Genomic DNA, 11,492 nt, shown 5'->3' on the forward strand with positions numbered 1-11,492 from the left:
TCGGTCATCAGCCGACGGTCCCTCATCGGGAGGTATCCGCAGTGCTGCGAACACGCCCCATGATCCTGGTCCTGGCGTTGCTCGCCGGGACCCTCGTCGCCGCCGGATCCCCGGCTGCGGCGGGCGGCTCGCCCGCCGACGTCCAGTCCTATCTCGACGATCCACAAAAGGTGGCGGAAGGGCAGGAACCACCGCACGCCTTCCTGAAGCCGTACGCGGACGTTTCCGCCGCCGCCCGCCGGGACGAGCGCAGTCCCTACACGCTGTCGCTCGACGGCAAGTGGCGGATCGCGATGGCGGACAACCCGTCCCAGGTCCCGGCCGGTTTCCACGAGGACGGCTACGACGCGTCACGCTGGCGCGAGGTCTCCGTGCCGCACACGTGGCAGACAGACGGTCTGGACCACCCGATCTTCCGCAACATCGCCACCGAGATCCAGCCCGACGATCCGCCGCGCGTCCCGCGTGACGTGAATCCGACGGGCGCCTACGTCCGGGACTTCCCGCTGCCCGCGGACTGGACAAAGAACAGGACATTCCTACGCTTCGACGGCGTGACGTCGGCGTACTTCGTCTGGGTCAACGGCACGTACATCGGCTACGACCAGGGCGGGTACACGCCGGCGGAGTTCGACATCTCGTCCGCGCTGCGGCCGGGGCCGAACCGGATCGCCGTGCAGGTGCACCGCTGGAGCGCGGGCGCCTACCTCGAAGACGTCGACCAGTGGCGGTACTCCGGCATCTTCCGTTCGGTGACCCTGCATTCGGCGCCGGGGACGTTCATCCAGGACGTCGGGCTGACGACCGATCTCGACGCTACCTATACCGACGCCACCCTCAAGGCCGCGATCGAGGTCGCCGCCAAACCCGGCGGGACGACGGGCAGGCACCGCGTCGGCCTGAGCCTGCGTGACGCGGCGGGCAAGGAGGTCGGGACGACGAGCGGAGAGGCCGACGCGGGTGGCAAGACCGCGCTGAGCCTGCCGGTCCGCAACCCGGCGAAGTGGACCGACGAGACGCCGAACCTGTACACGGCCGTCCTCACGCTGACCGCGCCCGACGGCCGCGTCACGCACATCACCAGCGAGACGGTCGGCTTTCGCGAGATCGAGATCCGCGACAAGCAACTGCTGGTCAACGGGAAGCGAGTGTTGTTCAAGGGCGTCAACCGTGCGGAGACCGACCCGGACCACGGAAGGCACGTGCCGCGGAAGGCGCAGGAACGCGACGTCGCGCTGATGAAGCAGCTCAACGTCAACGCCGTCCGGACTTCCCACTATCCGTCGGACCCCTACTTCTACGAACTGGCCGACCGGCACGGGCTCTGGATCGACGACGAGATCGACATCGAGACCCACAACCACGAGAACTGCGCGAGCTACTGCCAGGCGAACGACCCGGCTTGGCGGGACGCGTTCTTCGACCGCATGATCGGCATGGTCGAGCGGGACAAGAACCATCCGAGCGTCTTCCTGTGGGACACAGGCAACGAGGCAGGCCTCGGCGCGCACCACTTCGCGCTGGCGGAATGGCTCGACGCGAACGAGCCGACCCGGCCGATCTACCACCAGTCCAACAGCCCCGACGGCGACGCGCCCTTCGCCGACGTCTGGGGGCCGAGGTATCCGTCTCCGGAGAAATTCGCCGAACAGGCGAAGAACACCACCAAACCGCTGATCTTCGGCGAGTACGCCCACGCGATGGGCAACAGCCTGGGGAACTTCCGGGAGTTCTGGGACACCATCCGCGCGAATCCCCAGGCGCAGGGCGGGTTCATCTGGGACTGGGCCGAGCAGAACATCCGGCAGCGGATCCGGACCACCCCGGATTCTTCGGGCAATGACATCTCGGCGCACGTGACCGGGAAACCGGATCTGGTCGAGGGGCATCGCGGCAAGGCGCTGGGACTGTCCGGATTGGACGATTTCGTCGAGGTGTACCGCGACCGGAAACTCGACATCGCCGGTAAGGCGCTCACTCTCGACGCGTGGGTCAAGCCGGGGAAGTGGACCGGCGACTTCCGCATCCTCGGCAAGGGTGACCACCAGTACGCGCTCAAGATGAAGACGCAGGACACCCTGGAGTTCTTCATCCACAGTGGAACGTGGCAGGCGGTCCAGGCCAAGGTGCCCGCCGACTTCTACGGCAACTGGCACCGGGTGAGCGGTACCTACGACGGCACGGCCCTGCGGCTGTACCTCGACGGCAAGGAGATCGGGAGCAAACCGTTCACCGGCGCGATCGACTCGTCGTCGGCCGAGGTCAACGTCGGTCGCGACTTCGAGACGTCGTGGAACGACCCGTCGAGTATCGGCTGGATGGGTCGCGGCGCCGTCGACGACGTCCGGATCTACGACAAGCCGCTTTCCGCCGCGGAGTTGTCCGGCGATACCCCCGCGGACGGGGCGTTGCTGGCACTGGACTTCGACAGTGTCAACGACCGGGGGAGCCACCTCTCCTACGGGTCGAGCCTGTCCGGTGTGGACGGTCTGATCGGTTCGGATCGATCGGTGCAGCCGGAGACCGCGCAGATGGCGTGGGCGCATCAGCCGCTCCGGTTCGCCTACTCCGGCGGTGCTCTGTCGGTGACCAACGAGCGGCAGTTCAAGGGCACCGACGAGCTGAACCTGCGCTGGCGGGTCCAGGAGGGCTCCCGGATCGTCGCGCGCGGCGAACAGCCGTTGCGGGTCGGAGCCGCCTCGACCGGGAAGATCTCCTTGCCGGTTCCGGCGAATCCGGGCGATCGCGAGCGGTTCCTCACCGTCGAGGCGGTGACGACGAAGGGCGAACCGATGCTCGCGCGGGGACACGTCCTGGCGCACGATCAGTTCTCCCTGGGCGGCAAGCGGGTCCCGGGCCTGGACCGGACACCGCTCGACGGGAAGTCCGTCGACGTCGAGGAGGACGCGGCCTCGGTCACCACGTCCGCCGCGGGCGTCACGTACAAAGTGGACAAGGCCACCGGCGAGCTGACGTCGATCCGGCACCAGGGCAAGGAACTGCTGACCGGCGGACCGAAGCTCGACGCGTGGCGGGCGCCCATCAGCAACGAGACCTTCGCTTGGGGCCGGGCCGAGGGTGAGGACTGGCGCAAGGCCGGGCTCGACCGGTTGAAGACCGCTGTCACAGGTGTCCGGGTCGAGAAGGACGGGACACGAAGCGCACGGGTGGTCGTGGACAGCCGGGTCGCGGCGCCGGACGTCACCGGGGCCTGGTTCGACCAGACGATGACCTACACCGTCGACCGGACCGGGACGCTGAGCCTCGGCAACAAGGTGGTGCCGCAGGGGAGTGTGCGCACTTTGCCGTACCTGCCCCGGATCGGCGTCTCGCTCGCCGTGCCGGATTCCTACGACCGGTTCGCCTGGTACGGGCGGAAGGCCGAGAGTTATGTCGATCGCAAGGACGGAACCCCGATCGGCGTGCAGTCGAGCACGGTGGACCAGCAGTACGTCGAGTACCACCGGCCGCAGGACCACGGCAACCACACCGACAGCCGGTGGGCGCTGCTCACCGACGGCCGGACCGGTGGCCTGCTGGTCGGGGGTGCGAACGACGTCAGCGTGACCCCGTTCGACGACCTCGACCGGGCGGCGTACCCGTTCCAGCTGCAGCGCAACAAGGGCTGGTTCACGCTGCACGCGAGCCACGCGGTGACCGGCGTCGGCGACACGCCCAACCCGGTGCGGGAACGCAGCCAGGTCCAGCAGGACCGCACCTACGAGTACACGCTTTCGCTGCGGCCCCTGACGTCGCAGGAAGCGCGGGCGGGGGTGCCGACCGGCGGCTGACCTTCGGCCTCGTGAGTGGTAAGGGCGGTTCTATTGAGGGGTAAGGCAAACGTGCCGTGTTCGCGGACCGCCCATGCCGGACTGAAGGCTCCCTTCACCGCGTCCGATGCGGTGAAGGGAGCCTTCGGTGTCGCGGATCTGGACCGGCCTATGAGAGCCTGCCGCACCCCGACCGTCCCCACGGGACACGAAATCGATAAGGCCGAGGAGGCGCTGGGCGCCGACGCGCTGCTGACCGGGTGTTGGCAGACCTGACCCAAATCGATCGCGTGGAGCCTGGTACGGCTGGTGAAGGTGTTTTCGGAGCCGCGGGAGGTCTTCCGGCCCGCTTCGGCTATCGCTGCGGAAGCGGTGGCTGCCGAAACGTGAGCGGCGATCGACTCCATTGGGCCGACAGGATCGTGTCCGCCAACGCCGCCGCCGAGCCCCGTGCCGTTCCCCGGTGGCTCAGCACGAACGTCACCGATCCCGGATCGGGCAACCCGCTGATCGGGACCAGCCCGTCCGGGACCACGGACGCCGCGAACAGGCCGACGCCGAGTCCTGCTTCGAGCGCGACCCGTAGGCCGTTGAGCCGTTCGCTGACGCAGCCGATCCGCCACTGGACACCGTTACGGCGCAACGCGTTCAGCGCGCGGGCCCGGGTGACGCTCGGCTCCGGGTAGAGGACCAGCGGCAGCGGCTCGCCCGGGATCAGGTCCAGTCCGGGCGAGCTCACCCACACGAGCGGATCCCGTCGCACGCCCTGTCCGGAGTCGCGCTTGGCCAGCACCAGGTCGAGGTCTCCGTCGGCGAGCCGGGAGTGCAGCACCTCGCTCAGCTCGACCGACAGTTCGAGGTCGATCCCCGGATACGCGCTGCGGAACCGGCCGAGGACGTCCGCGGCGTGGCCGAGCAGGAAGTCCTCGCACACCCCGAACCGGACCCGCCCGCGTGGGCCCGGCCGGGAGAAATATCGCAGTGCGCGGTCCTGCTGGTCGAGGATGCCACGGGCGAATCCGGTCATCGTCTCGCCGTCGCCGGTGAGCCGCACGCTGTGCGTGTCGCGCTCGAACAGCACGCTGCCGAGCGCCGTCTCGAGACGGCGGACGTGCTGGCTCACCGTCGACTGCCCGAGATCCAGCCGGCGGGCGGCTTCGGAGAACCCGCCTGCCTCGGCCACGGCGAGAAAAGTGCGCAGCAGCACCGGATCGATCACTACTCCGGAGTACCACTGTCAGTACGCGACCGTCTACCATGTGTGTGCGCTGCCACTACCGGCGGCGGGTGATCACCACCGGCTTGAGGTCCTTGGGGATCGCGGCGAACGCGGACACCGGAACCCCGAACGAGGCGGCGAGAATCTCCCTCGGCAGCGAGTTCAGCGTCCCGACGATGCCGATGTCGTCGTTCGGCTCCCCGGTACTGGTGTTGAACATGACGAGCACGTCCAGGCCTTCGGTGGTGCTGGAATTCGCGAAATAGTGAAAGAACCCCTGCGGGGCGAAGACGAGTTCCCCTGCGCTCGCGCTGAAAACTTCGTTGTGATAGCTGCCGTCCTCGTGCGTGCCGAGAATGCTCCAGTCCGACTTGCCGGAAATGATGTAGCTCAGCTCCCACGCGGACGGGTGCCAGTGCGGCTCGCGGACCCCGCCGGGGTCGAGGTGCACCAGGTACACCGAGCCCTGCTGACCGGCCAGGACCGGGAAGTTCTTCTCGTGGGCCCCGCGCAACGTCCCGCCGTCATGGACGGCCGGCGTGGATTTGGCGAGCGGGAAAACATGCGGCGGCGTGGTCGTTTTGGCCGGTTCCGCCGAGCTGGCCCCCGCCGTCCCGGTTGCCCCGAGCGCAGTCGCGGCGGCGATTCCCGCACCCGCGCCGAGCGCACCCCGCCTGCTGATTTCCGACATTTTCTCCGCCTTTCCCAAAAGAACGAGGAAGATTAGCTTCCTCATGATTCTTCCAAAAACACGAAGACCGGAAAGTGTCTCGCGCGGATCACTGCTATCGCGTGCCGCGATGAGCGGCCGCGCTGCTGAATCTGTGGAAAAACGACATTTCCGGCGCGCTCGGTCTGATTCGACATCCTCCGGCGCACGTTGAATTTGCTTCAGGATGGACCTGAGATTGACAGGAATCGAATCGGAAGTGTATTCGTAGCCTCACATTACGACCATCTTGCCCGGCTTCTTCGGTTTTGTCCGCGTAGCCGCCAGTCCGAGACCGCCATGGAGGCGGTGGACTCCGGTGGCCATCGGTTCGCGAACTTCGGACCGCCGGTCAACGACCAGAGCGTCACCCCGGACGGCATCGGACGGTACAGCCATTTCGTCAACGGCGGCTCGATCTGCTGGACCCCGGGCACCGGCGCGTGCGGCGTGTGGGGTCGATCCGCGCCAAGTGGACGGAACCGGTCCGGGAGACTGTCCGGCACCGTGCCGTTGCCCGCAGCCCCCGGCGCACCGGCCAGAATCACTGGGCCGAACGAGCGGCGCGGCAGTTCGGAAAAGTCCGATTCGGCGGTTGTGTCGGACTCGGGTGGGGCAAGGGGCGGGGCTTGTGCGCCCAGCCTGGTGGGGCTAGCCCTACTCCGGGTGGCTCGGTGCGGACAACGGGTCACCTCGCGGTGCAGACTTGTCGCAGATCCGATCGACGGGACCGGCGCGAAGGGAAGAGGACGTGGCCATGCGAGGGCTGGTGAAGTGGGCGGCGGACGCCGGGACGGGGTTCTGGCGGGCAGCGGCGCTGACCGCGGTCAGCATGGTCGTCCCGGCCGTGTGGGCCGCCGCGGTATGGCTGATGATCGCGTGGGGCAGCCCGTGGGCGGCGATCGCGCCCGCGCTGTGGGCGGTGGTGGCCACCTTCCTGCTCGCCCGGCCGATCTGCCGGACCTTCCGGTTCTTCCGCCGGAGCTGGACCGGCGTGGTCGTGCCCGGCGGGTACCGGGAACCGGTGCCGGCGGTGCAGATGTCCACCGGGTACTGGTGGAACGGGTCCTCGTACGCGAAGAGCCGCCGCGAGGCCGAAAAGGACCAGCGGCTGCGGATGCTCTGGAGCGACCCCGCCACCTGGCGCGATCTGCGATTCGTCTGGATCGCGCCGTTCACGGCCGGGATCGCGGCGGCCGTCCCGCTCGCCGGGGTCGCCTGCCTGGTCTGGGGGATCCTCGCCCCGGGCCTGGTCAGCATCCTGCTCGCAGGGGTCGGCCTGGTCGCGGCGGTGGGCGCCGCGCCCTACGCCTGGCGGGTCATCGCGCCCGTGACCGACCGGTTCCTGCGCGGCTCGCCCGCGATGATCCTGGCCGACCGGGTGGACGAGCTGACCGCCCAGCGCGCGGACACCACGGTCGCGCAGGCCGCGGAGATCAGCCGGATCGAGCGCGACCTGCACGACGGCGCACAGGCGCGGCTGGTGGGGCTCGGGCTTTCGCTGGCCACCGCGGAAAAACTCATGGAGAACGACCCGGAAACCGCGCGGGCGCTGCTGCGGGATGCGCGGGCCGGTGCGGCCGCCTCGCTGTCCGAACTCCGCGAACTCGTCCGCGGCATCCGGCCCGCGGTGCTGAACGAACGAGGACTGACCGACGCGGTGCGCGCCTTCGCGCTGGACAGCCCGCTCGAAACGACAGTCAGCACGGATGTGCAGCTGAGCCTGGACGCGCCCATCGAGTCCGCGCTGTACTTCGGCGTCGCCGAGCTGCTGACCAACGCGGCCAAGCACGCGAGCGCGACGAAGGCGACCGTCCTGATCGCCCGGGACTCCACCAGCATCGCCATCGAAGTGGAGGACGACGGCAAGGGCGGGGCGAACGAACAGAACGGCGGGGGGCTCGCCGGACTGCGTCGGCGCCTGGCGGTGTTCGATGGCGACCTGAAGATCACCAGCCCCGTGGGCGGTCCGACCCGAGTGAGGATGAGCGTGCCGTGCGAGTAGTCGTTGCCGAGGACCTGTATCTGCTGAGGGACGGAATGGTCCGCCTGCTGGAGGCGTACGGCCACACGGTGGTCGGCACGGCCTCCACCGGCCCGGAGACCCTGGAAGCCCTGCGGACCTTGAAGCCGGACGTGTCCATCCTCGACGTCCGGATGCCGCCGACCCAGTCCGACGAGGGGCTGCGCGCGGCGCTGGCCGCCCGCAGCGAGATGCCGGGCCTGCCGGTGCTGATCCTCTCCCAGCACGTCGAACAGCTCTACGCCCGCGAACTGCTGGCCGACGGCACCGGCGGCGTCGGGTACTTCCTGAAGGAAAGCGTGTTCGACGCCGACCAGTTCATGGACGCGCTGGAGCGCGTGGCGGGCGGCGGCACCGCGATGGACCCGGTGGTGATCAGCAGACTGCTCGCCAGCGGCAGTTCGAACCGCCGGCTGGAAGCACTGACCGAACGCGAGCACTCGGTGCTCGGCCTGATGGCCGAAGGGCTGTCCAACCAGGCGATCGCCAAGCGTCTCTTCCTCGGCGACAGCGCGATCAGCAAGTACACCACCTCCCTGTTCGGCAAGCTCGGCATCACCGACGACGACAGCAGCAACCGCCGCGTGCTGGCGGTCCTCGCCTACCTGAACAGAGCCGGCTAGCCAGTCCGGCGGGCCAGCGGCACCGGTCCCGACGGGTCTCCGGCGCCCGGGTTTCGTCATGCCCTCAGTCGCCTACACAGCGAACAGGATCAACCACTCTCAGTTCACTCGAAAGGAGGCAGCATGATCGCGACGTTGACCGACCGGTACGTGGCCGCCGCTTTGCGGCACGTGTCGTGTCGGGCGCGGCCGCAGCTCGAACGGGAACTGCGCGCCGTGATCACCAGTGAAATCGACGAACGCATCGCACTGGGCGAATCGACCTGCGAGGCCGAGTACTCCACGCTCGGGGACCTCGGCGACCCCCGCCTGCTGGCCACGCACTACGCCGACCGCGCCACGGTGCTGATCAGCCCGGAGACCTATCCCGACTACGCGCGGGCGCTGCGCTGGGCGGTGGCGGTGTGCCCGCCGGTCGCCTACACCGTCGCCGCGCTCGACCGCCGGGGGCGCGGGGCTTCGGCGTCCGCGGCGCTCGTTGAGCCGCTGCGGCTCGCGCTGACCATGGCGGCCTACCTCGCGGTCGCGGTGACCGCCTGGTTCGTCCTGGTCGACCGCGTCCGCGCGGACCGGCCGGACGGCGGCTGGACGCCCGACGCGCTGCTGCCCGCCTCCGCCCGAACCGACCATCGGCAGCTGATTTTCCTCCCCTGAAAGGAATTCCAGTGAACACCAGCCAGACGAGCACGGTGCAGTCCGTCTCGAGCGAACACGAGTCCAAGAACATCCGCCGCGAGATGCTGCTCAACCTCGGCATCAACGTGGCGGCCCCGATGGCGCTGTTCTACGGTCTGCGCGGCGCGGGGCTCAACCAGTGGGTCGCGCTCGCCATCGGCATGGCGCCCGCCCTGCTCCGCGCGGTGTACACGGTCGTCAAACAACGCAAGATCGACGTCACCGCACTGTTTTCGCTGAGCGTCATGCTGTTCAGCATCGTCATCTCCTTCGTCACCGGGAGCCCGCGGCTGCTGCTGGCCAAGGACGGCCTGCTGACGGTGGTGATCGGCGGCTGGATCCTGCTCAGCCTGCTGCGGATGCCGTTCATCTTCCAGCTCACCCGGTCGATGATGTCCGACGAGGCCCGCGAGCGCGCCGACCTCAAATGGGCCAAATCGCCGACTTACCGGCACGTCATCCGGGTCATCACCGCGATCTGGGGCGTGGTGCTCGTGCTCGACGCCGGGGTGCGGGTGCTGCTGGCCTACACCCTGCCGATCGACAGCGTGCCGCTGATCAGCGGTCTGCAGTTCATCGGCGTGTACATCGTGATCGAGGTCACCACCCGGATTTACGCGCGCCGCAAGGGTTTCGCCGAAGCGGTCGAGGCCGAAGCGGGCGTCCCGTACATGTGAGCGGAGTCCCCGGCTTTTCCTGATCCGGTCCCCACCGCTGTTCTAGGATTCTCGCAGAGGGGCACATCCATGGGTAAGCACATCGCTTTCGTCAGCATCCCGGCGCAGGGCCACGTGAATCCCGCGCTGCCGCTGGTGTCCGAGCTGGTCGCGCGCGGGCACCGGGTCAGTTTCGCGACCGCGCCGGCCCGGCTCGACCAGGTCGCCGCGGCGGGTGCGGAGCCGGTGCCGGCTCCGTTCCGGCTGCCGCTGCCGCCCGGGGACGGCAAACTCCTCGACGCCGGCACCGTCGGCCTGCGGTTCGAGGAGTTCTACGAATCGGTCGTCGAGGTCTTCCCCCGGCTGGTGGAGCATTTCGCCGCGGACCGGCCCGACCTGTTCTGCGTCGACGCGATGACGCCGGTCGGCCGGATGGTCGCGCAGAAACTCGGCGTCCCGCTGGCCGCCATGCATCCCACCCACGCCAGCAACAAGGAATTCTCGCTCCGTGCCACCGTGATGGGCATCGAAGGAGCGCTTTCGGACCCGGCCTCGGTCAAGGTGGTCGTCGGCGCCGTGCAGGAGGTGGGCCGCAAGGTCCGCGCTTTCGCCGAGGAAAACGGGGTCGACCCCGATTACGACATGTTCGACTATCCGGCCGACCACAACCTCGTTTTCATCCCCCGGGAATTCCAGATCAAAGGGGAGACTTTCGACGACCGGTTCCGTTTCCCGGGGCCGACGATCGTCGCACGACCCGACGCCGGGAACTGGCAGCCCGACGGGAAACCGCTGCTGTACATCTCGCTCGGGACTTTGTTCAACGACAACCTGGAATTTTACCGCAGCTGCCTGGACGCTTTCGGCGGCACGGAATGGCAGGTGGCGATGTCGGTGGGCGCGGAGGTCGACCTCGCGGAGCTGGGCCCGGTGCCGGGCAACATCGACGTGCGACCGCATTTCCCACAGCTCGAAGTGCTGCGCGAGGCCTCGGCGTTCGTCTCGCACTGCGGCATGAACTCGACGATGGAGGCGCTGTTCTTCGGGGTCCCGCTGGTCGGGGTGCCGCAGCAGGCTGAGCAGTTGATCAACGCCGAGCGCGCCGCGGAGCTGGGCTTCGGCACGGTCCTCGCGCCGGAGGAGCTGACCGCGGCGCGGCTGCGGGAGAGCGTGGAAGCGGTCGCCGCAGACGGGCGGATCCGCGCGAACCTCGACGAAATCAGTGCCAAGCTGCGGGAACGCCGCGGCGCGGTGCTGGCGGCGGACGCCTTGCTGGCGCAACTGGACCGAACAGCGGCGGACGCGCTGCCGGACTGAACGCACGAGAGCGCGGCGACCCGGTCTCGGCCGGGTCGCCGCGCTCTCGTGCGCGCCTCACGCCTTGTCGGCGCCCGCGGCCGCCTCGACGGTCTCTCCTTCGATCACATCGCCTTCCGACGCCTGCCTCGGCACGGCGGGCACGGACAGGCCGGGCACGGTCAGGTCCGGGACCTTCTTGACCGCGGCGAGCGCCGCTTCGATCGCCTCGGCGAGCGTCGGCGAAACGTTCTCGTCGAAATCGACCTTGGTGACCTGAATGTCCGCGTTGGTCGGGAGCGAGTCGGTGCCGAAGGTCGCGTTGCTGAACCCCAGCTCCTTCAGCGTGACCGACTCTTCTTCGGTGATCTCGCGGCTGAGGACGAGGGAAAACTTGTGCCCCACGTAACGTCACCTCTCAACGTTGCCAAGCATTGTGAACGGTAGGCGGGCACCCGGACACGACCTGCTCCACGCACCCGTCTCGAAAGATACGCAGCCGCGCGGGTGTTCAGCCCGGT

The 11,492-nt window shown here is 68.6% G+C and carries 9 protein-coding genes and 1 pseudogene; 7 read left to right on the forward strand and 3 right to left on the reverse strand.

All coding sequences use genetic code 11. The features are described 5' to 3' along the window. Positions 1 to 41 precede the first annotated feature (41 nt). Positions 42 to 3,791 carry a glycoside hydrolase family 2 TIM barrel-domain containing protein gene (locus ACLJPX_RS17020; RefSeq protein WP_410600933.1) on the forward strand — a complete coding sequence of 1,250 codons (3,750 nt, stop codon included), beginning with the start codon at positions 42 to 44 and terminating at the stop codon, positions 3,789 to 3,791. Positions 3,792 to 4,125: 334 nt separating this feature from the next. Here ACLJPX_RS17020 and ACLJPX_RS17025 read toward each other — a convergent pair whose 3' ends face one another. After that, a complete protein-coding gene (locus tag ACLJPX_RS17025) occupies positions 4,126 to 4,989 on the reverse strand; it encodes a LysR family transcriptional regulator (protein WP_410600934.1) in 864 nt (287 codons plus the stop codon). A 55-nt stretch (positions 4,990 to 5,044) separates the two neighbouring features. Then, a complete protein-coding gene (locus ACLJPX_RS17030) occupies positions 5,045 to 5,680 on the reverse strand; it encodes a cupin domain-containing protein (protein ID WP_410600935.1) in 636 nt (211 codons plus the stop codon). 318 nt (positions 5,681 to 5,998) lie between these two features. Between ACLJPX_RS17030 and ACLJPX_RS17035 the strand changes: the two are divergent. The 6 genes and pseudogenes from ACLJPX_RS17035 to ACLJPX_RS17060 form a co-directional block, all read left to right on the forward strand. Next, positions 5,999 to 6,148, forward strand: a pseudogene (locus ACLJPX_RS17035) (hypothetical protein); the annotation flags it as partial. 307 nt (positions 6,149 to 6,455) lie between these two features. Continuing rightward, positions 6,456 to 7,703: a sensor histidine kinase gene (locus ACLJPX_RS17040; RefSeq protein WP_410600936.1), complete on the forward strand. Its 1,248-nt coding sequence runs from the start codon at positions 6,456 to 6,458 to the stop codon at positions 7,701 to 7,703. Next, a complete protein-coding gene (locus ACLJPX_RS17045; RefSeq protein ID WP_410601327.1) occupies positions 7,694 to 8,344 on the forward strand; it encodes a response regulator in 651 nt (216 codons plus the stop codon). Before ACLJPX_RS17040 ends, ACLJPX_RS17045 begins: the two co-directional genes overlap by 10 nt. A gap of 123 nt (positions 8,345 to 8,467) precedes the next feature. Beyond that, a complete protein-coding gene (locus ACLJPX_RS17050; RefSeq protein WP_410600937.1) occupies positions 8,468 to 8,998 on the forward strand; it encodes a hypothetical protein in 531 nt (176 codons plus the stop codon). Between the two features lie 11 nt (positions 8,999 to 9,009). Continuing rightward, a complete protein-coding gene (locus ACLJPX_RS17055) occupies positions 9,010 to 9,696 on the forward strand; it encodes a VC0807 family protein (protein WP_410600938.1) in 687 nt (228 codons plus the stop codon). Positions 9,697 to 9,765: 69 nt separating this feature from the next. Next, complete coding sequence (locus ACLJPX_RS17060; protein ID WP_410600939.1) at positions 9,766 to 10,992, forward strand: macrolide family glycosyltransferase; 1,227 nt, start codon at positions 9,766 to 9,768, stop codon at positions 10,990 to 10,992. 57 nt (positions 10,993 to 11,049) lie between these two features. On the opposite strand, the gene ACLJPX_RS17065 is transcribed toward ACLJPX_RS17060, so the two are convergent. Next, a complete protein-coding gene (locus ACLJPX_RS17065; RefSeq protein ID WP_410600940.1) occupies positions 11,050 to 11,376 on the reverse strand; it encodes a hypothetical protein in 327 nt (108 codons plus the stop codon). Positions 11,377 to 11,492: the final 116 nt, after the last annotated feature.

It is taken from the genome of Amycolatopsis sp. lyj-90, assembly GCF_046549035.1.
GTDB lineage: Bacteria > Actinomycetota > Actinomycetes > Mycobacteriales > Pseudonocardiaceae > Amycolatopsis.

What these genes read in the sequence shown, in the direction of transcription:
- ACLJPX_RS17030 (WP_410600935.1), bottom strand. Translation starts at nt 5,680, where the DNA reads ATGTCGGAAATCAGCAGGCGGGGTGCGCTCGGCGCGGGTGCGGGAATC.
- ACLJPX_RS17040 (WP_410600936.1), top strand. Translation starts at nt 6,456, where the DNA reads ATGCGAGGGCTGGTGAAGTGGGCGGCGGACGCCGGGACGGGGTTCTGG.
- ACLJPX_RS17050 (WP_410600937.1), top strand. Translation starts at nt 8,468, where the DNA reads ATGATCGCGACGTTGACCGACCGGTACGTGGCCGCCGCTTTGCGGCAC.
- ACLJPX_RS17060 (WP_410600939.1), top strand. Translation starts at nt 9,766, where the DNA reads ATGGGTAAGCACATCGCTTTCGTCAGCATCCCGGCGCAGGGCCACGTG.